21 protein-coding genes are annotated in these 22,176 nt (G+C 70.5%); 8 read left to right on the plus strand and 13 right to left on the minus strand.

Annotated features, from left to right (window positions below; all coding sequences use genetic code 11):
- The 4 genes from fabF to VLK66_RS02270 form a co-directional block, all read right to left on the minus strand.
- Positions 1 to 1,166, minus strand: a 1,166-nt coding sequence (gene fabF, locus VLK66_RS02255; RefSeq protein ID WP_325307537.1) for a beta-ketoacyl-ACP synthase II, incomplete at its 3' end; no start/stop codon positions are given.
- Positions 1,167 to 1,584: 418 nt separating this feature from the next.
- The gene (locus VLK66_RS02260) at positions 1,585 to 2,244 is read right to left on the minus strand and encodes a response regulator transcription factor (protein WP_325307539.1); all 660 of its coding nucleotides are present in this window, start codon (positions 2,242 to 2,244) and stop codon (positions 1,585 to 1,587) included.
- Between the two features lie 143 nt (positions 2,245 to 2,387).
- Positions 2,388 to 2,630 (minus strand): hypothetical protein, encoded by a 243-nt coding sequence (locus VLK66_RS02265; RefSeq protein ID WP_325307541.1) that lies wholly within the window; start codon positions 2,628 to 2,630, stop codon positions 2,388 to 2,390.
- Positions 2,631 to 2,904: 274 nt separating this feature from the next.
- Positions 2,905 to 3,645, minus strand: coding sequence for a cytochrome c biogenesis CcdA family protein (locus tag VLK66_RS02270; protein ID WP_325307597.1), 741 nt, complete (start codon positions 3,643 to 3,645; stop codon positions 2,905 to 2,907).
- A 318-nt stretch (positions 3,646 to 3,963) separates the two neighbouring features.
- Here VLK66_RS02270 and VLK66_RS02275 point away from each other — a divergent pair, with 318 nt between their 5' ends.
- Complete coding sequence (locus VLK66_RS02275) at positions 3,964 to 4,431, plus strand: hypothetical protein (protein WP_325307543.1); 468 nt, start codon at positions 3,964 to 3,966, stop codon at positions 4,429 to 4,431.
- A gap of 83 nt (positions 4,432 to 4,514) precedes the next feature.
- On the opposite strand, the gene VLK66_RS02280 is transcribed toward VLK66_RS02275, so the two are convergent.
- Positions 4,515 to 6,017, minus strand: coding sequence for a nitronate monooxygenase (locus VLK66_RS02280; RefSeq protein ID WP_325307545.1), 1,503 nt, complete (start codon positions 6,015 to 6,017; stop codon positions 4,515 to 4,517).
- Between the two features lie 391 nt (positions 6,018 to 6,408).
- Positions 6,409 to 7,449 carry an FAD binding domain-containing protein gene (locus VLK66_RS02285; RefSeq protein ID WP_325307547.1) on the minus strand — a complete coding sequence of 347 codons (1,041 nt, stop codon included), beginning with the start codon at positions 7,447 to 7,449 and terminating at the stop codon, positions 6,409 to 6,411.
- Between the two features lie 501 nt (positions 7,450 to 7,950).
- Between VLK66_RS02285 and VLK66_RS02290 the strand changes: the two genes are divergently transcribed.
- Entirely contained in the window at positions 7,951 to 9,372 is a 1,422-nt protein-coding gene (locus VLK66_RS02290) for a class II fumarate hydratase (protein WP_325307549.1), read from the plus strand.
- Between the two features lie 66 nt (positions 9,373 to 9,438).
- Here the strand turns inward: VLK66_RS02290 and VLK66_RS02295 are convergent, their stop codons facing one another.
- The gene (locus VLK66_RS02295; protein ID WP_325307551.1) at positions 9,439 to 9,864 is read right to left on the minus strand and encodes a hypothetical protein; all 426 of its coding nucleotides are present in this window, start codon (positions 9,862 to 9,864) and stop codon (positions 9,439 to 9,441) included.
- Positions 9,865 to 10,313: 449 nt separating this feature from the next.
- Here VLK66_RS02295 and VLK66_RS02300 point away from each other — a divergent pair, with 449 nt between their 5' ends.
- From VLK66_RS02300 to trxC, 5 genes are all read left to right on the plus strand, one after another.
- On the plus strand, positions 10,314 to 10,847 hold the full coding sequence (locus VLK66_RS02300) for a hypothetical protein (protein WP_325307553.1): 534 nt from the start codon (positions 10,314 to 10,316) through the stop codon (positions 10,845 to 10,847).
- On the plus strand, positions 10,834 to 11,082 hold the full coding sequence (locus VLK66_RS02305; RefSeq protein WP_325307555.1) for a hypothetical protein: 249 nt from the start codon (positions 10,834 to 10,836) through the stop codon (positions 11,080 to 11,082). The genes VLK66_RS02300 and VLK66_RS02305 overlap by 14 nt, the downstream gene beginning before the upstream one ends.
- Positions 11,083 to 11,170: 88 nt before the next feature.
- On the plus strand, positions 11,171 to 12,043 hold the full coding sequence (locus VLK66_RS02310; protein WP_325307557.1) for a tryptophan 2,3-dioxygenase family protein: 873 nt from the start codon (positions 11,171 to 11,173) through the stop codon (positions 12,041 to 12,043).
- A 52-nt stretch (positions 12,044 to 12,095) separates the two neighbouring features.
- The gene (locus VLK66_RS02315) at positions 12,096 to 12,902 is read left to right on the plus strand and encodes an MBL fold metallo-hydrolase (protein WP_325307559.1); all 807 of its coding nucleotides are present in this window, start codon (positions 12,096 to 12,098) and stop codon (positions 12,900 to 12,902) included.
- Positions 12,903 to 13,013: 111 nt separating this feature from the next.
- Positions 13,014 to 13,469, plus strand: coding sequence for a thioredoxin TrxC (gene trxC / locus VLK66_RS02320; protein ID WP_325307560.1), 456 nt, complete (start codon positions 13,014 to 13,016; stop codon positions 13,467 to 13,469).
- Positions 13,470 to 13,908: 439 nt separating this feature from the next.
- On the opposite strand, the gene VLK66_RS02325 is transcribed toward trxC, so the two are convergent.
- From VLK66_RS02325 to VLK66_RS02350, 6 genes are all read right to left on the minus strand, one after another.
- Entirely contained in the window at positions 13,909 to 16,962 is a 3,054-nt protein-coding gene (locus tag VLK66_RS02325) for a PAS domain S-box protein (protein ID WP_325307561.1), read from the minus strand.
- A 327-nt stretch (positions 16,963 to 17,289) separates the two neighbouring features.
- A complete protein-coding gene (gene wrbA, locus VLK66_RS02330; RefSeq protein WP_325307562.1) occupies positions 17,290 to 17,976 on the minus strand; it encodes an NAD(P)H:quinone oxidoreductase in 687 nt (228 codons plus the stop codon).
- Between the two features lie 118 nt (positions 17,977 to 18,094).
- On the minus strand, positions 18,095 to 18,550 hold the full coding sequence (locus VLK66_RS02335; RefSeq protein ID WP_325307564.1) for a thioesterase family protein: 456 nt from the start codon (positions 18,548 to 18,550) through the stop codon (positions 18,095 to 18,097).
- A gap of 201 nt (positions 18,551 to 18,751) precedes the next feature.
- A complete protein-coding gene (locus tag VLK66_RS02340; RefSeq protein ID WP_325307567.1) occupies positions 18,752 to 20,002 on the minus strand; it encodes an aminoacetone oxidase family FAD-binding enzyme in 1,251 nt (416 codons plus the stop codon).
- Positions 20,003 to 20,291: 289 nt separating this feature from the next.
- On the minus strand, positions 20,292 to 20,543 hold the full coding sequence (locus tag VLK66_RS02345; protein WP_325307569.1) for a hypothetical protein: 252 nt from the start codon (positions 20,541 to 20,543) through the stop codon (positions 20,292 to 20,294).
- 8 nt (positions 20,544 to 20,551) lie between these two features.
- On the minus strand, positions 20,552 to 20,689 hold the full coding sequence (locus VLK66_RS02350; protein WP_325307571.1) for a hypothetical protein: 138 nt from the start codon (positions 20,687 to 20,689) through the stop codon (positions 20,552 to 20,554).
- Positions 20,690 to 20,938: 249 nt separating this feature from the next.
- Between VLK66_RS02350 and VLK66_RS02355 the strand changes: the two genes are divergently transcribed.
- Positions 20,939 to 22,090 (plus strand): hypothetical protein, encoded by a 1,152-nt coding sequence (locus VLK66_RS02355; RefSeq protein WP_325307573.1) that lies wholly within the window; start codon positions 20,939 to 20,941, stop codon positions 22,088 to 22,090.
- Positions 22,091 to 22,176: the final 86 nt, after the last annotated feature.

Raw genomic sequence — 22,176 nt, forward strand, 5'->3', positions numbered from 1 at the left:
CGCGCCGTGTTGGGCACGTAGTCCAGGTCGCACTCGGGGTCGGGACTGGTGAGATTGATGGTGGGCGGGATGATGCCCTCGCGCAGTGCCAGCGCGCACACGCCCGCCTCGATGCTCGCGCTGCCGCCCAGCGCGTGCCCGATCATCGACTTGGTGGACGAGACGGCCAGCCGGTCCGCGTGCGCGCCGAAGACGGAGCGGATGGCCCGCGTCTCCGCCAGGTCGCCCACGGGGGTGGAGGTGCCGTGCGCGTTGATGTACGTCACTTCCTCCGCCGCGATCCCCGCGCTGCGCAGCCCGCGCTTCATGGCCAGCGCCGCGCCCGCGCCGTCTTCCGGCGGCGCGGTGATGTGGAACGCGTCCGCGCTCATCCCGAACCCGATGATCTCCGCCAGGATGGGTGCGCCGCGCTCCTGGGCGGATTCCAGGTCCTCCAGGATCAGGATTCCGCCGCCCTCGCCGTGCACGAATCCGCTCCGCTTCGAGTCGAACGGGCGCGACGCCGTCTCGGGCGAGTCGTACGTGGTGGCGAGCGCGCGGGCGGCCGCGAAGCCCGCGTAGGAGATGGGCGTGAGGCACGCTTCCGTGCCGCCGGCCAGCATCATCCGGGCGTCGCCGCGCTGGATGGCGTGGAACGCCTCGCCGATCGCGTGGTTGCTGCTGGCGCACGCGCTCACGGGCGCGTAGCTGGGGCCGCGCGCACCCGTGCGGATGGCGATCTGCCCGCTGGCCAGGTTGATGATGCTGGCGGGGATGAAGAAGGGCGACACGCGGTTGAGGCCCTTTTCACGGGCCATGTCCGACGTCTCCATGATGGAGATGAGCCCGCCCATCCCCGAGCCGACGATGGTGCCCGTCTCGTCGGGGTCGGGAACGGGCTGCAGGCCGCTGAAGCCGGCGGAGCGCATGGCATCGTCCGCGGCGACGATGGCGTACTGGATGAACCAGTCCATGCGCCGCGCGTCCTTGCGGTCCAGCACCGGCTCCGGGGCAAAGTTCTTGACCTCGCCCGCGATGGCGATCTCCGGCGCGATGCCGGGCAGCTCGCACTTGGTGAGCGGCCCCACGCCGGAGCGGCCGGCCTTGACGCCTTCCCAGGTGTCCGCCGCGTTGTTGCCCAGGGCGGTGACCATCCCCACGCCCGTGATGACGACCCTGCGAGCCAACGTTCTATCTTCCGCTGGTGGATTTTCGATTCGTACGAAACGATGCGCCGTGTGTACACCGGATGCGGCGTACGGTGCGTAACAAGGGCGCGGCCCGCGGTGGAGTCCGTGCCCCGGGGGAGGATCTCACCGGCAGCAAACCCGGTGCACCGCGGCGCACCTCACGAGCGCCCCCACCGCTCGCTCAGGCTCGCACCTTCCCCAAAAACCCCTGGGGGAGGTTAACCGCGGTCCCGCTCGGAGTTCGTGCCGGCGTGGCACTCGCCCGTGATGGACAGTCCGCGCAGGCGGACTTCGTGTGTTTGTTGCAGCGAATTCATTCGCCCGGCAGGGAGCCCCGCCTTCAGCTGTCCGGTTGGGACTCCGCCGTTCACTCCCGCACTAACGCACTAACGCACTCCCGCACTTCGTCCGCCGTTCAGCTGTCCGCCTTCAGCAGTCCGCGCTGCAGGGCGAACTTCACCAGCTCGCTGCGGTGGTGCAGGTTCAGCTTTTCCATGATGCGGGCGCGGTAGGTGTCCACCGTCTTGGGGCTGATGAACAGCTTCTTCCCGATCTCGCTGCTGCTGAACCCCTCCACGGTGAAGCCCAGCACCTCGCGCTCGCGGTCGGTGAGCTTCTCCAGCGGGTCGTCCTCGCCCGGCTCGGCCTTCTGCTTCAGGCCGCGCAGCAGGAGCTTGGCGCCGCTGGGGTAGAGAAAGACGTCGCCGCCGGCCACCGTTTTGATCGCCTCGATCAGCTCCTCGTCGGCGCTGCGCTTGTTCACGTAGCCGCTGCCGCCCGCCTCCAGCACGGGAAGGAGGTGCTCCTCCTCGCCATGCATCGTGAGGACGAGCGTGCGGATCTCCTTCCCCAGCGCGGAGATCTCGCGCACCGCCTCCAGCCCGCCCGCGCCCGGCATCGACAGGTCCATCACCACCACGTCGGGAAGGAGCTGCTTCGCCTTCATCACCCCCTCCTCGCCCGTTCCCGCCTCGCCGACGACCAGGAAGCCGGGCTCGGCCTCGAGCAGGGCGCGCAGCCCGGCGCGCAGCACGGCGTGGTCGTCCACCAGCAGGATGCGGATCTGCTTCGCCATCGTCGGTTCGGGTGGTGAATGGGGTGCGCGGCCGGAAGGGAGGCGTGCCGAATCTGGCCCGCCGCTCCCGGCCGCGCAAGCAGAATCAAGCGCACGAACGTGTTACACCGCTTCCGCCGCGAAGGATCGCGGCCGCAGCGGCGTCAGTCGGCGACGTAGAGGGCGCGGACGTACGAGGCCACCGCGACCACGGCGGCGACCACCAGCACGATGGCCGTGGTCGACGCCTCGCCGCGGCGCTCCACCAGGCGCACGTCGCTCAGCGCGATGGCCATGTGCCGGCGCGGCACCTCGCGCGCGATGCCGGCCAGCGTGTCGCCGCGCACCCACGCGCTGTCGAGCACCACGGGAGCGCCGTCGGCCGTCGTCACGCGCAGGGTTCCCACGAACGCCGCATCCTGCGGAGCGGGGAGCTGGTGCGGTGCCACGCCGCCGCGCACCCGGTGCAGAGGGCGAGTGAAAGGAGGGAAATGGATCGCTTGATCATCGGGGCGGAAATGGTGTCAGTGTCCTAAATTTCTTGAGTTACACGCAGCCGGTCACCGGCGACTGAAGTCGCAGCGTCGCAGCAACAACTACGGGAAGCCTCGCAAACCGCGCGAGGCTGATCCGCTCACTCCGCGGCATCGGCGCTCACGACCGCCCCCTGTCCCCTGTCCCCTACAGCCGCGCGGAGAGCCACGCCGGCGTCCACCGGGACAACACCGCGGAGAGGGTGGTGAACGAGCCGGTCACCATCAGCACGCCCAGCACCAGCAGCATCGCCCCGCTGATGCGGTTGATCCACGGCAGCAGGCGGCGGAAGCGCCGGAAGCCGCTCAGGAACCAGTCGATCAGCAGGGTGGAGAGGAGGAAGGGGATGGCCAGCCCGGCCGAGTACACCGCCAGCAGCCCGATCCCGTGCCCCATCGTGCCCTGCGCGGCCGCCATGGTCAGGATGCCGCCCAGCACCGGCCCGATGCACGGCGTCCACCCCGCGCCGAAGGTGATGCCGACCAGCACCGTGCCCAGGTATCCCACCGGCTTCTCGGCCAGGTGCATCCGCCACTCGCGGTTGGCGCCCGGAAGGCGGAGGACGCCGACCAGGTACAGGCCGAAGAGGATCAGCATCACCCCGCCCGCGGCCTGCACCCAGCGGCTGGCGAACTTCAGCAGCGCGCCGATGAACGTGGCCGACGCGCCCAGCGCCAGGAACACCAGCGTGAAGCCGAGAACGAACAGCAGCCCGTGGATGAACACGGTGCGGCGCCCGCGCTTGCTGTCGCGCGACTCCAGCTCGTCCAGGCTCATCCCCGTGATGAACGTGGCGTAGCTCGGCACCAGCGGCAGCACGCACGGCGACAGAAAGCTGAGGAGCCCCGCGCTGAAGGCGACGAACAGGCCGAGCGACTGCGCTTGCATCAAGATGGCGTCAGGTGGATCGGTAGATGGAGATACGGCCGAGCGGACGATGATACACCCGCTTCGCGCGGAAGGGCCAGAGGGCGTCTCCCCACTTCGCGGCGGGAAGATGCCTCCCGCTTCCAGACCCCGGCCGGGATCTCACGCGGAGACGCGGAGGCACGGAGATGCCGCCCGAACACCCCCGCGTCTCCGCGTCTCCGCGTGAGATCCAGCGATGCGGGGCACGCGCTGCGGAAGCGAGGGGTTTGACGCGGATGGCGGGAATGCACAGTATGATCGGACCGCAGTTCGCCGATCCCCTTCCGTGGAGGCCCCATGCGCCGTCTCGCCCTCCCGCTCGCCGCACTTCTCGCCGCCGCCTGCGCCCCCGCGGCGATGAGCACCCCCCCCGCCGCCGCACCCCCCGCGATGGCCACGGCCGCGCCGGCGATGGGCGGCATCATCGGCAACTACACCGTTACCCTGGCCGACTCCGACGTCCCCAGCGCCATGCCGGCGGACGCGCACGCGGGGCTGGTGGGCGCCTGGACCGTCGCCATCCACCCCGGCAACCACTTCGTGGCCACGTTCAAGGGCAACCAGGTGGTCGAGGGGCACTACGAGGTGAACGGCAACCAGATCACCTTCCCAGTGGGCGAGTCCGGCGAGTACGCCTGCACCGACCCGGCGACCTACACCTGGCGGCGCAGCGGCAACCAGCTCACCTTCGCGCAGGTGGGGCAGGACGCCTGCGCCGGCCGCGCCGTGGTGCTGACCTCGCACCCGCTGATCGCGGCGCCGTAGCCTTTCGCGTCTCCGGAAGCGAGAACGGGTCCCGCGCACCTGCGCGGGACCCGTTCTGCATCTCCATAAACCCGCGATGCCGGTCAGCCGACGACGGGCACCACCGAGCGGGCGGGCGCCGCCTCCACGCGGGTGCGGCCGCAGAGGCGGTCGATCCCGGACATCAGCCAGTCCACCACCTCGCCGGCGGTGTACCCCGCGCGGTCGGAGCCCAGGAAGCGGCGGATGTTCTTCAACTCGTCGCCGCTGGTGATGAGCGGCGGCTCCTCCACGCCCTCGTCGCGCGCCTGCGCCATGCCGATGGTGGAGAACAGCGCGTTGCACAGGCACTTGCGGCCGGCGGTGTCCTCGCGCAGGCCGCCCTTCTTCACGTACGTCTCCACCGGCTCGGCGGCGCAGCGGTAGTCGATGCGGCCGTCGGCGCGCTTGTACGGCTGGCGCAGGTACCCCAGGTCGCACACGCGCTCGCGCGCCTGGTAGACCGGGAGCTGCGACACGGTGCCGCCCATCTGCACCACCTTGAACGGGAAGCCGGTGGGCGACGCGCGCCCGTCGGTCAGCACGTCGATGGCGTCTTCCTGCGCCTGGCGGATCACGTCGCGCTTCAGCTCCGGAGAGATGCCGCTCTCGTCGGTGTAGGCGAAGAGCGTTCCCACCTGCACCCCGGCGGCGCCGGCGTCCAGCGCCTCGGCCAGCTTCTCCGGCGTCCCCGCGCTCCCGGCCAGCCAGAAGGGCAGGCCGTGCTCCTTCATCTTCTCCAGGTCCACCACGTCGCGCTCGCCGTACAGCGGCTCGCCGCGCTCGTTGTACACGCCGGCCACGCGCGGCGGGGCGTTGTGCCCGCCCGCCGTGGGCGCCTCGATCACGAAGCCGTCCACCCGCCCCGTGGCCTTGCGCACCAGCATGGTGGCCAGCGAGTTCGAGGCGATGATGGGGAGGAAGTACGGGCGCTTCACCGTGGCCGGCGCCTCGGCGAAGTGCGCGCGCGGGTCGAAGGTCAGCATCTCGCTGTCGTCCCTGGCGCCGCCCTCCACCTCGAAGCGGATGGCGGCCGGCTCGTGCGCGGCCATGCGGTCCAGCGCGCCCGGGATCTCCTTGGGGATCCCCGCGCCCATCAGCACGTAGTCCACCCGGGCCAGCATCGCCCCGTAGAGCGTGGCCAGGTTGGGCATCTGCACCTTGGTCAGCAGGTTCACGCCCACCACGCCGTCGTGGCCTTCCTTGGCCAGCCACACCTCCACGAACGAGGCCAGCATGGTCAGCTGCTCGCGCACCTTGCTGACCACCTGCCGGTACATGGGGATGGCGGTGTACGGCTCGCCCGCTTCGCGCCCCTCGGGGCGGAAGTACTTGCGGAGCACGTCCTCGACCACTTCGGGGAGCGGGAAGTGGGCCATGGCGCGGCGCACGTGGCCCTCCGCGTCACCATCCTGGAGGCGGCGCACCAGCACGGTGTCGATGCAGGTGCCCGACACCACGCCGAGCTGCCCGCGCAGGGAGACCGCCTTGGCGAGCACCCAGTTGGACACGCCCACGCCCATACCGCCCTGGATGATGAGCGGATGCTCGATCCCGAATGCAGTCATACCCTTGGGGGGAAACAGGTTACCGAAGAGCTGAAGAGCCGGGGACTGTCCAATCTAGCGGCAAAGTGCGCCTGGTGCAAGCACTTAGCGCAGCAGCACCCCTGGAGTGAGCCCGATTCAGCGGCGATGGAGACACCGCAGGAGAGGTGCCACAGGTCTTTCACAACCCCCATCTGCGACACTGCTGGCACCGGAAAGTGGCGCGCCCGCAGCATTTCGCGCCCGCCGCTCCGGCTCCCGCGGCGGCGGGCGACCCCCGTCGGACACTGCCCCGGCGCCCGAGGTTCCGCATCGTCCCGCGCCGTGCCGGCGCATAATGCTGCATTTCGGGGAAGATGAAGAGGAAGATCGGATGATTAAGATTTCATCTCCACCCCTCCGCCCCCCGCGTTCACGCCGCGCGGGCGGGGCCGGGGCCGGCGGCCAGGTCCTCGATGGCGCGGCGGACGTAGATGGGGACCATCGCGCGGCGCCAGTCGGGGTCCACGATCAGGTTCTCGAGCGGGTGGCACTGCTTGAACGCCTGCGCGCCGACTGCGTCCGCCACATCCAGCAGGCGCCTGCCGGAGACGATCTTCTCCAGCCCGGTGACCACGCGCGGCCGCGCCCCCAGCGCGGAAACGACGAGCGACATCGCGCGGGCGGTCTGGTCCGGCGCCACGTCCGCCGCCACGGCGATGGAGAGGAGCGGGAAGTCCACCGACTGGCGCTGCCGCACCTTGCGGTACGCCGTCCGCACGCCAAGGCCGGGAAGGGGAATGCGGATGCGCACCAGCAGCTCGTCCGGCCGCCGCACCGTGTTCCACTCGCCGTTGGCCACGAAGAACTCGTCCACCGTCACCGTCCGCATCCCCGCGGGGGAGGCGAGGTCGACCACCGCGCCGACCGTCATCAGCACCGGCGGCGTGTCCGCGGAGTGCGCGGCGACGCACTTCTTCCCCACCCTGGTCACGTGGCAGACGTCGCCGTCCTTCTTCAGGCAGAAACCCAGCGCCTGCCGCCAGAAGAAGGTCTGGTTGTAGTACGTGCAGCGCGTGTCCAGGCACAGGTTGCCGCCCATCGTTCCGGCGTTGCGGATCTGCGGGCCGGCCACGTGCCCCGCCGCGTCCGCCAGCGCCGGGACGATGCGGCGGACGAGCGGGTGGCGCGCCACCACCGACAGCGTCTCCGCCGCGCCGACGACGAGCTGCGCGGCCTCCGCCGAGCCCTCCGCGACGGGATTGCCGCCCGCGTCCGCCAGCCCGATGCCGTGCATCTCCGCCACGCCCTTCAGCGCGACCAGGTGGCGCGGGGTGAACAGGCGGTGCTTCATGTTCGGCATCAGGTCCGTCCCCCCCGCGATGGGGAGGGCGTCTTCCTGGCCGGTGAGCAGGCCGAGCGCATCGGCCAGCGTGGACGGGCGGTGGTACGTGTATTCGTGAAGCCGGAGCATGGCCTTCTGTCTCTGCTTTGAACGGTCGTTCGAATGCGGGGAAGATAGAACGCCGGTGGCGCGGTGACCAGTTGGCGCGCCGAGCGACGGGGCTCTCATATCATCCCCCCGACCCTATCTCCCGACAGCAGGAGAAGGAGGAGACCTGATCGCGGAGGCCGCGCCGGAGCGTCGCCGCGGCCCCCGCGCCCTCTCCGGCCGGCCGAGGCCGTCCACCTCTCCCGTACCGGTAGAGGTAGCTGGGCGACACCGGCGCCTGATGCTGAGTGTGGCGTGAGCCAGAGTCTGATTGGCGCGCCGATGCTGGAAAGCCACCCTCTCCCGGGACGGGAGAGGGTCGCGCCCTCCGGCGCGGGGTGAGGGCGGCGCGAGGCTCGCGGACGCGCACCTGCGTAAGGGATGTGCGCCCGAACCCTGCCGTTCCATCCTTTCGCCCGGCCGCGCGCGCTGCCATCTTCCCCGCCGCAAATTCCTGGTCCGAACAGATCCGAGGGAATCGAGATGAGCGATACGAGCTTCCGCACCGAGAAGGACTCGCTGGGCGAGATGCAGGTGCCCGCAGACGCGCTGTACGCCGCGCAGACGCAGCGCGCGGTGGAGAACTTTCCCATCAGCGGCATCCGCTTTCCGCGCCGCTTCATCCACGCGATGGGCACCATCAAGAAGGCCGCCGCGCAGGCGAACGCCGAGATGGGCCTGCTCGACGCCGCCGTGGCCGAGGCCATCGTCCGCGCCGCCGACGAGGTGATCGCGGGAACGCTGGACGCGCAGTTCGTACTGGACGTGTACCAGACGGGGAGCGGCACCAGCACCAACATGAACACCAACGAGGTGATCGGGACGCGCGCCACGCAGCTCGCCGGCGGCGACAAGCGGGTGCATCCCAACGACCACGTGAACATGGGGCAGAGCTCCAACGACGTGATCCCCACGGCCATGCACGTCTCCGCGCGCGTGGCCATCCACGAGGACCTGATCCCCGCGCTGGAGCGGCTGCAGGGCGCGCTGAACGCCAAGGCGGCCGAGTTCGACGACGTGGTGAAGAGCGGCCGCACGCACCTGATGGACGCCACCCCGGTGCGCCTGGGCCAGGAGTTCGGGGGATACGCCAGCCAGATCGAGCATGGCATTCGCCGGCTGCGCAACGCGAGCGAGGAGCTGGCCGAGCTGGCGCTGGGCGGCACCGCGGTGGGCACCGGCACCAACGCCGTTCCCGGCTTCCCCGCCAAGACGATCGAGAAGATCAGCGCGCTCACGGGGCTGCAGTTCCGCGAGGCGGAGAACCACTTCGAGGCGCAGGGCGCCAAGGACGCCTGCGTCAGCGCGAGCGGCGCGCTGAACACGCTGGCGGTAAGCCTGCTGAAGATCGCCAACGACATCCGCTGGCTGGCCAGCGGGCCCACCTCGGGGCTGGCCGAGATCACCCTTCCCGCCATCCAGCCGGGAAGCAGCATCATGCCGGGAAAGGTGAACCCGGTGATGAGCGAGGCGATGATGATGGTGTGCGCGCAGGTGATGGGGAACCACGTGGCGGTGACCATCGGCGGGCAGCACGGCAACTTCGAGCTGAACGTGATGATGCCGGTGATGGCGCACAACTTCCTGCAGTCGGTGGAGATCCTGTCGCGCGCCTGCGACGCCTTCCGCGCCAACGCGGTGGAGGGGATCGGCGCCAACCGCGAGCGCTGCCGCGAGCTGCTGGAGAAGAACCCGTCGATCGCCACCGCGCTGAACGCCTACATCGGCTACGACCAGGCGGCCAGCGTGGCCAAGGAGTCGGCCAAGAACTTCGAATCCGTGCGCGACGTGGTGAAGCGCCGCGGCCTGCTGAGCGACGAGCAGCTGGACCACGTGCTGAACGTGCGCGAGATGACGGAGCCCGGGATCCCCGGCGGCGGCGTGGTGGGCGGCGGGGGCGGGTGAGGGCACGGTCGCGGAACGAGCAGGGCCCGCCTGACGGCGGGCCCCGTTGGTCCGCGGGCGCGGGGCTCAGCGCACGAACATCCCCACGCCGTAGCCGCAGTAGTCCGCGTCGCAGCTCGCCATGGTGACGCGAAGCCGGAACCTTCCGGTCCACCGCGGCGTGACGACGACCACCGGGGTGGCGTCGGACTCCAGGTCGGTGCTGATGGAGTTGCCGTTGGCGTAGTAGAGCCCAAAGTCCAGGTCGGAGCAGTTCTCGTCGCACTTGCCGACGAAGCGGTACGAGACTCCGCCCGCGAGCGTGACGTACAGGTCGGTGTCGTCGCCGTCGTAGAGGGTCCCGGTCCACACGTCGGTCTCGGCGTACCCGTCCTGCTGCCACCGCCAGGTATCCCGGTCGATCGCGGTCCGAATGGCCTCCCGCCACTGCGCCGCGGCGGCGGATGCGGAGAGCACCAGCAGCGAGAGGGCAAGGGTCAGCGTGCGGATCATGGCTCACCTCCACGCAAGAAAGCTGCGGCAGGCCGGTTCGGCGGCACCCCGGGCGCCCTGCCCGGAGCGGAATGCGATCAGCGCATCGCGAGCGCCAGCCGGGCACCAGCGGACCGGATGCTTTCCGGCGCGGTCCAAGCGTTTGGAAGTCCGCATCTTGGAGCGGTGCTACGGAACGGATGAGGCCTGGTATGATGGTGCACATGTGCCGCGATTGGGGCGACGGTTCCTCGCACCCTGAAGCGTGGCGGCGAAAGCCACCGCGCGCGACGAGCAGTTGCGTCCCGTGTTGAATGTGCGGGAGATGACGGAGACGGGATTCCCGGCGGCGGCGTGGCGGGCGGCGGGGGCGGGTGAGGGGACGCGGGACGAGGAACGCACGCACGACGAACGACCGAACGCTTTGAACGAGGAGGTGGCTGGACTAAACTTCGAACTCCGGGGTATGGATGCGCGCGATCGGCTTCCATGGCACGAGCGTCGAACGGGCGGAGCGCATCCTGGCCGCGGGGTTCCGGGCCAGCCGCAACGACTACGACTGGCTGGGCGACGGCGTCTACTTCTTCCAGGACGCGCCCGGCCGCGCGCGCGAGTGGGCGGCGGAGCGGTTCGGCAGCGAGGCGGCAGTGGTCGGCGCGGAGATCGACCTCACCGACTGCCTGGACCTGCTGGACCCGCGGTGGCATCGCGTCATCGCGAACGCGCACCGTGACTTGGTCGCGCGCGGAGAACGGCTGCAGCAGCCGCTCCCGCGGCAGACTACGGGCGCGCGACGATTGGACCGGGCCGTCATCAATTATGCGGTGGACCTGATGGCGGACGACGGCCTTGTAATCCGCAGCGTTCGCGGAGCATTCGAGGAAGGCCCGCCGATCTTTCCCGGGTCCGCCCTGCGCACCCGGTCGCACGTGCAGATTGCCGTCCGCGATTCCTCCGCCCTGATGCGGATCTGGCTCGAAGGAGGTGCTGATGCTCGATCCTGAGGATGTGGGCCGCAGGCTGGAGAAGCACTTCGCGGAGGTTTCCGACGAGGAGTTTCTGCGCCGGCTGAAGCGCGCGATGCCCGAAGACGAATGGGAGCAGGTCATGCGGAGCCGCGTGCCTCCGCGCCGGCCCGGCGTCGTCGCACGTGCAAGGCTGATCCTCCGCAAACTGCTTTCGCGCCCCGAGCCCGTCGGGCCCGCTGGATCGGGCTTGGCGGCACGCGCGAAGCCATAGACGTCCGCTCACCGCGCAGGCGGTTCGACTCTCGTATTCTCCCATCCTGCTCCGGACGGCCCGATACGCCGTCCCCACCCGAAGCCCAGTGGCCAACCTGACTACCCTTGCCTGCGGGCACCGCGTGCGCGACCCCGGGCAGACGCACTACTGCTCGTACCTGCGGCTCGACCAGCTGCTGACGCTGCAGCCCTCGCCGGAGCAGGCGCGGCACCCGGACGAGCACCTGTTCGTGGTCACCCACCAGTCGTTCGAACTGTGGTTCACGCAGCTGCGCACCGACCTGCCGCGCGTGATCGCCGCGCTGAAACAGGACGATGCGGGGATGGCGACGTGGCTCATCCAGCGCTGCACCGCGGTGGTGCGCATGTTCGGGCCGATGATGCGGGTGCTGGAGACGATGACGCTGGGCGGATTCTACGCCTTCCGCCATCATCTGGCCCCCGCCAGCGGCGGTGAGAGCGGGCAGTGGCACGAGATCGAGATCCTGTCCGGCGCGCGCGAGCCGGAGCTGCGCCGGTACCTCGAATTGGAGCCGGACCCCGGGGACGCGACGAGCCCCGTCGTCGGGCTGTGGACGCCGCGGCTGGCGGAGCTGTGGGAGCAGCCGTCCGTGGCCTCGGAGGCGAAGGCGCTGTTCGAGCGGCGCGGCGTGTCGCCGGCGGATGCGTACGCGGCGTCGCACGCGGGCGCGGAGCACTGGGAGCTGGTGCTGCTGGCCGAGGCGATGCTGGAGTACGACGAGGAGGTGCGGATCTGGCGCTTCGTCCACGCCCGCACCGCCGAGCGCACCATCGGCCCGGATACAGAGGGGACGGCGGCGACGACCGGGGTGAAGTACCTGGACCGCATGGCCATGCACCGCGCCTCGTTCTTCCCCTTCCTCTGGGCCGCGCGCGGCGAGATGTGGGAGCGGGCGCAGCGCGGCCCGGCACCTCGCGGGGATGGCGCCGGATCCTGATCTCCATCAGAAGGCCTGCTCGCGGCGGGCCTTCGTGTTGCCGGGAGGGGAGATGCGCATCAGAATGCGCGGTGGCCGTCTTCACCGCCCGAATGCCACCGCCATGCGCCGCCGCATCTTCATCTCCATCTTCCCCTTCTTCCTCCTGCCGCTGGGCGGGTGCACGTACCACCTGGCGCAGATCCAGGAGCCGGGGCGGGCGGTGGCGTTCACCACCGCGGGGCCGTGGCGCAGCATGATCTACGCGGCGAAGACGGACAGCGGGACGATCGTCGTGGACCTGGGCTTCGTGGGCGCGGGACACCGGCTGCGGAGCCGGCTGCGCTCGATCGGCGCGGTGCCGGGCGACGTGACCGACGTGTTCCTGACGCACAGCCACCGCGACCACATCGCCGCGTGGAAGACGGTGCGCGGCGCCCGCTTCCACCTGTGGATGCCCGAGGAGCCGCTGCTGGAGGGGGAGAAGCGCCACGCCGACGTTCCGTCGCGGCTGGCCACGTCGGTGTTCGGGCGCACCGGGCCCAGGCCGGGCGAGGTGGACCTGCGGCCGTTCTCGGCGGACACGGCGTTCGTGGTGGGGAGCGACACGGTGCGCGCGTACCCGGTGCCGGGGCACACGCCGGGGAGCGCGGCCTACCTTTTCCGCGGCATCCTGTTCGTGGGCGACGCCGTGGCGCGCAAGCCGCTGCGCGGGTACGGCGGCGCGGACCCGCTGTTCAGCATGGACCCGCGGATGAACCGGCAGACGCTGATCGGGCTGTTCGCGCGCGTGCCGATGGAGCGGGTGCGCTGGGTGTGCAACGCCCACGCGAAGTGCTCCGAGCCCACGGAGCGGTTCATCCGCAAGGTGACGCGGTAGAACGGAACTTGCCCCGATGGCGTGGCCGCGGCCGGTGCGCTCGCGATCGAGCCCGCCCGACGCGGGGAGCGCATCGGCGACTCGGTCTGGAACCGACGGAGGAGAGTGGAGATGGACAGCCCCACGACGCAGGAGCGGAAGGTGACGGTCGCGTGCCCGTTCTGCGGGCGACTGAACCGCGTGGACCTGGCCCGCGCCGCCGACCACCCCAAATGCGGCGAGTGCGGCCGCCCGATCCTGCTGGACCGGCCGCTGGCGCTCAGCGACGCCAGCTTCGAGCGCGTGATCGCCGACGCGCAGGTGCCGGTGCTGGTGGACTTCTACGCCGACTGGTGCGGCCCCTGCAAGATGGTGGCGCCCATCATGGACGAGCTGGCGCGCTCGCGGATGGGCAGCGTGCTGATCGCCAAGCTGGACACCGACCGCAACCAGCAGACGGCGCAGCGCTTCCAGATCGCCTCCATTCCCACGGTGATGGTGTTCCGCGACGGGAAGCCGGTGGCGAAGCAGGTCGGCGCCCTCCCGCGCCCCGGCTACGAGCAGCTGATCGACAAGGCGATGCAGTAGGGGGATCGAACAGCAAAGTCGCACGCAAGACGCAGAGCCGGGGAGAAACGACGGGTTTTTCCGCGGCCCTGCGTCTCTCCGTGAAACGATGTTGAGATCAGGGATCGATCGTGCGATCCGGCAGCGCACGTGCGACCTCGCCCATAGATCCTTCGGCCTGCAACCATTCGTCCAATGGGAACGACAGTGTGGCCGGCCTCAGGATGACGTCTCTCTGTTCGTTTCTAAAGCAGAGGCGATTGCAAGATCCGGTCTGATACCGAATCCGGGAATTCAGTTCGTGCATCCTCGCCGCATCAACCCCGACGTCATCCTGAGGCCGACCACACCGCAGCCAGTGTCTACACAAGAGGTTGCAGGCCGAAGGATCTATCATTTCCGCAGCACGTGATTCGGCGAGGTGCGCTGATTCTTCCGCCGGATTCGGTTTGAGATCACCTCACCAGCGCGGGTCGCGGGCCAGCAGCTCGTCGGCCTCGGCACGGGGGACGGGGCGCGAGAAGAGGAAGCCCTGGCCGAAGTCGCAGGCCAGCGCGCGGAGCGCCTGCAGCTGCTCGCGCGTCTCCACCCCCTCGGCCACCACCGGAACGCCCAAGTTCCGCGCCAGCGCCACGATGGCCTGCACCAGCTGCTGGTTGCGCCGGTCGTGCTCCATCCCGCTCACGAACGCCCGGTCGATCTTCAGCTCGTCGATGGGAAAGCGGTGCAGGTAGCCGAGTGACGAGTAGCCGGTGCCGAAGTCGTCCATGCACAGCACCACCCCCAGCTCGCGCAGCCGCGCCAGCATCGACTGCGCCGGCTCGGCGTGTTCCAGGATCACGCTCTCGGTGATCTCGAAGTGCAGCACCCCGGGGGCGATGCCGCACTCGCCGATGGAGCGCTCCACGTGGTCCACCAGGTCCGGCTGCGAGAACTGCGCGGCCGACAGGTTCACCGCCACGCGCAGCGGCCGGCCGGGGAACGCGTCGCTCCACCGCCTGGCCTGGCTGCACGACTCGTCGATCACCCAGCGCCCCAGCGAGTGGATGAGCCCCATCTCCTCGGCCACCGGGATGAACACGGTGGGCGACACCCAGCCGCGCTCGGGGTGCAGCCAGCGCAGCAGCGCCTCGAATCCGGCGATGCGGCCGCTGTCCAGGCGCACCAGCGGCTGGTAGTTCAGCGAGAACTCGCCGCGCTCCATCGCGCGCCGCAGGTCCGTCTCCAGCTGCAGCCGCTCGATGGCCTCGGCGTGCATGGCGCGGTCGAACACCTCGTAGCGGTTCTTCCCCAGCACCTTGGCGCGGCTCAGCGCGGCGTCGGCGTTGCGCAGCAGCACGTCGGGCTCCTCGGCGCCGGTGGTGCTCACCGCGATCCCCACGCTGGCCGAGGTGAACACCTCGTGGCGCTCCAGCGCGAAGGGCGCCGCCAGGATGTCGAGGATGCGCTCGGCCATGTGCGTGGCCTCGATGGCGCTGGCCACCCCGTCCAGCAGCAGGGTGAACTCGTCGCCCCCGAAGCGGGCCACGGTGTCGCCCGGCCGCAGCACCTCCTCCAGCCGCCGGGCGATGGCCACCAGCATCTGGTCGCCCACCCCGTGGCCCAGCGAGTCGTTCACCACCTTGAAACGGTCCAGGTCCAGGAAGAGCACGGCGAAGGGGTGCTCGCCGCCGCGGCGCACCCGCTCCAGCGCCTGGCTCAGCCGGTCGACGAAGAGCGCGCGGTTGGGCAGCCCGGTCAGCGAATCGTGCAGCGCGCCGTACGCCAGCTGGTCTTCCACCCGCTTGCGCTCGGTGATGTCGTGGATGATCCCCTGGAACCCCACCACCCGCCCCTCGCCCTCGCGCCGCAAAGTGGCCGAGACCAGCGCGTACACCGCCTCGCCGTCGCGGCGGCGCAGCCGCAGCTCGTAGTCGCGCACGTAGCCGGCGCGATGGATCTCGTCGCGGAAGCGCTGGCGGTCGGCGGCGGCGAAGTAGAGGTCGTCCATGCGGAACGCGTCCAGCTCCGCGCGCGCGAGCCCGAACATCTCCAGCATGGCCTGGTTGGCGGAGATCAGCTTTCCCTCCACCGTGCTCATGTAGATGGCGTCGCGGCTCTCCTCGAAGAGCGTGCGGTAGCGCTCCTCGCTCTCGCGCAGCGCCTCTTCCGCGCGGATGCGCTCGGTCACGTTGCGCGCGAACCCCTGCACCCCGCGCACCCGGCCGCCGCGCCGCACCGCCGTCTCCACCAGCTCCAGCGCCACGATCCGCCCGTCGCGGTGGCGCGAGAAGACCAGGTAGGTGTTGGGGGTTCCCGTGCGCAGCGTTTCCCGCGTCCGCTCCTCCACCTCCTCGTCGGTCGCGTGGCCGGTGTGCAGGGCGGTGTACGATTTTCCCACCAGCTCGTCGGGCTCGTATCCCAGCACGTCGCGCACGGAGGGGCTCAGCGACTCGTACACCCCCTGCACGTCGTGCACGTAGAAGAACACCTGCTGCGTTCCCGACAGCATCAGCCGGAAGCGCTCCTCGCTGGCGCGCAGCGCCTCTTCCGCCCGCCGCCGCTCGGTGACGTCGCGGTTCACCCCCAGCGCCCCCATCCGCCGCCCGGCCGCGTCGCGCAGGGGAACCACCAGCGTTTCCGACACGCCGCGCGAGCCGTCCTTGCGGACGAAGCGCACCTCGCCGCGCCAGCGCCCCTCCGTTTCCAGCGCCCCGGTGATGCGGCGGTCCAGCTCCGGCCCCTCGTCGGGGCTCACCCACAGGTCCAGCGCGGTGCGCCCCAGCACTTCGTCGCGGGTGAAGCCGTAGATGCGCTCGGCGGCGGGGTTCCAGTCGGTGATCCGCCCGTCGGGGTCGCTCAGGATCACCGCGTCGTACAGGTTCTCGAAGGTCAGCGCCTGCCGCTGCAGCGCCTCCTCGGCCTCCTTGCGCAGGGTGATGTCGAAGCAGGTGCCCAGCCCCGCCGGCTCGCCGGCGTATTCCACCTTTCCCGCGGTGTAGTCCACCCAGCGCACCGCTCCGTCGCGGCGCACGATCTTGAACTCGTAGCGGGTGGGCACGTCCTCGCCGCGCTGGCGGCCCAGCCCGCGCTGGCGCACCATCTCGCGGTGCTCGGGGTGCACCACCTCCCAGAAGTCGGCCGCCAGCAGCTCCTCGCGGGTGTAGCCGGTGAGCTCCGTGGCCGCGGCGTTCACGTACAGGAAGCGGGAGCCGCGGAAGATGAAGGTGGCCGCCGCCACCGCCTCGGCCACCTCGCGGAACTGGCGGTCGCTCTCGCGCAGCGCGGCCTGCGCCGTCTGGTGCGCCTCCCACCGCTCCTGCAGCTGGGAATACCGCTCCAGCAGCGCGCGCCCGGCCTCGTCCAGCGAGCGGCCCAGGAGCGCGCGCTCCGCGTCGGCGTCGCGGAAGGCGGTGTCCAGGTCGGCCAGGAAATCGCGCAGCTGCGGGGGGATGGGCAAAGCCGCGCCGAAGTGGCGCTCCACCAGCCGGGCGAGGTGGTCGTTCAGCGGAGGGACTGCGGGGGAGGCGGCCATGCGGTCCGCGGGAGGTGGGACGGAACGGCGCGTGAGGTGGCCGCCGGAGGTGCCATGCCCCAGCCGCCGGAACGTAAACCGGCGTTTGGGTTGCGGGAGAAAGATAGTGAGGGCCCCATCCGCGGGGCAAAAGAATCGTGCGGCGCGGAGCGGTTTCCACGCGCGGCGGGCGAATGAATTCGCGGCAACAACAGCACAAAGTCCCTGCGGGACTGCTGTCCGGCATCGCACCGCTCCGCTGCATCTCCGCGATACAGGGAGAAACACAGCGGGCCGGAGGGGGCGTGAGGCGGAAGGCCGTACTTCCGCACTCACGCACTCACGCACTCACGCACTTCCCTCGTGGTACTGCGGCGCGTCGGGCTGCTGTCCGTGCGGGTCGCTGGCCCGGAGCGGGCGCAGCGCGGCCGATGCTTTCGCCAGGCGGCTGCCCAGGTTGCGCGCGGTCGTCAGCTCCGTCTCCACCGGCTGGCGCGAGCCGTCGCCGCCGGCCAGCGTGCCGGGGCCGTACGGGCTGCCGCCCACGCCATCCGTCACCATGATCTCGGGATTCTGGCCGTACGGCGTGCCCACGAAGATCATCCCCAGGTGCAGCAGGGGGATCAGGCTGGTGATGATCGTCGTCTCCTGCCCGCCGTGGATGGTGGCGGTGCTGGTGAAGATCCCGGTCGCCTTGTCCTCCAGCTCGCCCTTCTGCCACATCCCCCCGAGCTGATCCAGGAACTGCTTCACCTGCGCGGGCATGTTCCCGAAGCGCGTGGGAATTCCCCAGGCGATGCCGTCGGCCCAGCGCAGGTCGTCCTGCGTGGCCTCGGGGATGTCGGCCATCGCCTCCTGCGCCTTCACGTACCACTCCTGCGCGCTCATCGCCCGGCGCGCCTCCTCCAGCTCGGGGATGCGCCGCAGCCGGACCTCCACGTCCCGCACGCCCTGCGCGCCCTCGGCCACCGCCAGCGCCATGCGATGGACGTGGCCGTAGCTGCTGTAGAACGCCACCAGCACCTTCGTCGGCATCTTCCGCCCCCTCCCATTTCGGTTGCTCTCGACCCGTCCGCGGCGCTCGCTCCGCGGCACGGAATCTCAGTCGTGAGAAACGCATGCGGCGAACCGGGCGCGTAACACGCTCACCGTTTCACGCGGGAGATGTGGATATGGAAGATTCCAGGCGGTGGATGGCGTCGCGCACCGCGGGCGGGAGGGCGGCCTTGCGCGCGTTGGCGTAGTCGTAGGCCATGAGGATGCAGCCACCCTCGGCCGCGACCTGGCCGTGCGCGCGGCTGACCAGGCGGTACTCCTGTGTGAAGCGGTCGTCGCCCACCTCCGTCGTCCGCGCGCCGGCGAGCACGGTGTCCGGCCACTCGACCGGGCGGCGGAAGCGCGCCTGGGTGGAGTGGAGGATGGGGCCCACGCCGCCGTGCTCCGTTTCCTGCCGGAAGCCGATGCGCTCCAGGTACTCGATGCGCGCGCTCTCGAACCAGCGGAAGTAGATGATGTTGTTCACGTGCCGGAACCAGTCCATGTCGCCCCAGAACACCGGCAGCTCCACGACGACGGGATACTCGGCCAGCAGCGAAGAGGGATTGGGCATCGGGTGCGGGGATCAGGGTTCGGGGTGTGAGCCGGCTTGGGAAGGCGAATGAATTCGCGGCAACAACTGCACAAAGTCCCTTCGGGACTGCTGTCATGCCCGGGTGCTCGTTACATGCGCCGATGTGGCCGCTGTTGAAGTCCGCCAAGGCGGACTGCGTGCAGTTGTAGCCGCCACTTCAGTGGCATTTTCGCGATGATGCTATCCAGCCTCTACAGCATCATTACTCGCCGCGCCGAGCCCCGCCGCGCGGCCCGTCGCCCAGGCCCAGCAGAAGTTGTAGCCGCCGATGGGGCCGAAGCAGTCCAGGATCTCGCCGCAGAGGAACAGGCCGGGGACCACGCGGCTCTCCTGCGTGCGCGGGTCCACCTCACCCAGCGGCACGCCGCCGCCCGTGACCTCGGCCTTTTTGTATCCCTCGTCGCCCGTCCACGGCAGGCGGTAGCGGGTGAGGCGCTCGACCAGGCGCGCGCGCTCGTCGCGGCGCAGCTGGGGGAGGGTGCGCGCCTCGTCGATCTCCGCCTCCGCCAGCAGCGTGTCGGCCAGGCGCGTGGGGAGATGGCGGCGCAGGAGGCCGAGGACGGTGCCGCCGGAGCGCTCCAGCAGCAGGCGCTCCCACGCGGCGGCGTCCATCTCCGTCCACCGCGCGTAGATGGGCTGCTCCGCCGGCTTCCGCGCGCGCACGGCGGCGTGCGAGACGTCGAGGACCGACGGGCCGCTGTAGCCGCGATGGGTGAAGAGGAAGCCGCCCTCGGCGGAGAGCGCGCCACGCTCCAGCGGCGCCTCCAGATGCGCGGTCAGCGACACGCCGGCCAGGTGCGCGTGCACCGCCGGCTCCGTGGTCAGCGGCGTCAGCGCGGCGTAGGTGTCGTGCAGCGTGTGCCCCAGCTGGCGGACGATGCGCAGCCCCGTGCCGTCGCTCCCCGTCTGCGGCACGGACAGGCCGCCGGTGGCGATGACGACCTTCGCCGCCTCCACCGTCTCCCCGCCGTCCAGGCGGACGCGCCACGGGCCACCGTCCACCGGCGGGTCGATGCCGACGACGTGCGCGCCGAAGCGCAGCCGCGCACCGCGCCGACGAGCGAGATCGAGCAGCCCGTCGCGGACGTCGCGCGCCCGGTTCGATTCGGGGAAGAGCTTGCCGCTCTCGTGCTCCAGCGCCAGCCGGATCCCCACCTCTTCCTCGAAGAAGCGGCGCTGGTCCGCCAGGGGCCAGGAGAGAAGGATCTTCTTGAGGGAGTTGCGGGACGATGCGGAGAAGTACTGCGACGGGCTCATCTCCGACGGCAGCACGTTGCACCGCCCGCCGCCGCTGATCAGGATCTTCCGCCCGCCGTCCTTCGTGCGCTCCAGGAGCAGCACCGGCGCGCCCGCTCCGGCCGCGAAGATGGCGGCCATCGTCCCGGCCGCGCCCGCGCCGATCACTACGATGGGGAGGGAAGATGACGGCAAAGAAGTCCTGAGTGCTTAAGTCCTGAGTGGCCATCATCGTAGTACTTCCGCCCCGCTGAGCGCCCTCGGGTGCACGGTTCCGGTCCGGGGGGATGGAGATGGATCGCGTAACCACGCAACAACGCGGCCCTGGTGAATCAAGTCCACAACTTCGTTGCACCGACTGAACGATGATGCCGCGAGTTCACTCGCATCTTGGACCCTTGCCTCCGCCTCGCGCTCCAATTGACCGCACTCCCGCACTCCCGCACTCCCGCACTCCCGCACTCCCGCACTCCCGCACTCCCGTTCAGTGATCCACCCCCCGCGCGCGGTCCACCACGCCGCCGAGCCACACGATTGCGCCCAACATGGCCACCATCCGTGCGGTCAGGAACACCACCTGCCCCGTGTTCAGCTTGCCGCGCATGGCATCGGCGAAGCGGGTGCGCATCAGCGCGCAGTCCACCGTGGTGTCGGCGACGGGGAAGGTGCGCGCGTCCACCGCGGCGGTGTCGGCGGCGGTGCGGGCGCGGTGGAAGTCGCGGCGGCACCGGAGCATCGCACGGCTCATCTCCACCCGTGGCGCGTGCGCGACTCGCCAGGGGCCACGGTGCCGTCCGCCCGCACGTGGAAGCCGCCGGAATCGATGCAGCTCGTCGCCATCAGCAGCGGCGCGCCCGCGATCACGGCCAGGCTCCGGCGCATCGTCGGCTCCGGTCGGGGGGCGGGGGATGGAGGTGGAGATCGGGAAGCCACGCAACAAACTCCGCATCCCCCGCCTCGTCGACAAGTTTCCCCACAGAGCGGGTGGAGATGCGGATCACCCGCGCGGAAGCGGCCTCCGCTGCGGTGCCGTTGCGCACGCCGCATGCATCGGGTTTGTACGATGCGACGAATCGACCGTCCGCACCCTGCCGCCGCACCGTCGGGCCCCGTGCCCCGGAGCCGCCGCTGATGCCCGCCGTCCTGGAGCAGCTGCTCGGCGCCGTGGTGATGGCGGTCGTGCTGGCCGACGTGTTCCTGAGCGTGCTCTACGCCCGGATGGGAAGCTCCATCCTGGGGCGGTGGGTGGCGTTCGCCACGTGGAAGGGCTTCCGCCTCCTCCGCCGGGTGCTCGGCCGGCGCGCGGTGGGGCTGCTCTCCTTCATCGGCCCCGTCATCATCGTCCTGCTGATCGGCACGTGGGCCTTCGGGCTGGGGCTGGGCGCCGCGCTGGCCATCCACCCCGCGCTGGGCACCGGCGTGGTGACCATGGCCGGGCCCACGCCGACCGGCTTCGCCACCGCGCTGCTGGCGGGGGTGGGAAGCATCTCGGTGGTCAGCGAGGGCGGCTTCGCGCCGCACACCACCGGGTATCGCCTCTTCTTCGCCTTCGGGGGGGTGGTGGGCACCTCGGTGGTGTCGCTCACGCTCGCCTACCTGATGCAGGTGTACACCGCGCTCCGCTCGCGCAACGTGCTGGGGCTGAAGATCCACCTCCTCTCCGGGCAGACGGCGGACGCGGCCGAGCTGCTGGCGGGGCTGGGCTCCGGGGGCGACTTCTCCAGCGGCTACACCGTGCTGAACGAGATGGCCGTGGAGGTGAGCGCCACCAAGGAGGGTCACCACTTCTACCCCGTGCTCTTCTACTTCCGCTTCACCGAGCCGCTCTACGCCATCTCCCGGATCACCCTGATGTCGCTGGACTCGGTGTCGCTGATCAAGAGCGCGCTGCACGACGAGGAATACGGGCGGCTGAAGGAGTCCGGCCCGGTGGAGCAGCTCTGGCGCGGCGCCATCATCCTGGCCGGGTCGCTCGAGGACACCTTCCTGCGCGGCGGATCGCCGGACGGCGCGGCGAGCCCGGACGCGGCCACGCGCGAGCGGTGGGAGCGCCGCTACGCCGCCGCCGTGCGCCGCCTGCGCCAGGCGGGGATCCGCACGATGGAGGACGAGCGCGACGGCGCCGGGCGATACGTCGCCCTCCGCGCCTGCTGGGACCGCCACGTCACCCTCCTGGCCCCGGCGATGATGTTCGAGCTGCAGGACATCGACCCGGCCGGGGCCGATCCCGAAGCGTCGGACCGCCGCCCGCCCTTCCGCGGCCGCCGCTCCGCCCCGGCGTAGATCGAGCGGAGATGCCGGGGCAGGGAGTCCGCGAAGGCGGCGCGAAGGCGGACTTCGGGCCGTTGTTGCCGCGATGCCGCGATTTC

This window comes from Longimicrobium sp., from assembly GCF_035474595.1.
Taxonomy (GTDB): Bacteria; Gemmatimonadota; Gemmatimonadetes; order Longimicrobiales; family Longimicrobiaceae; genus Longimicrobium.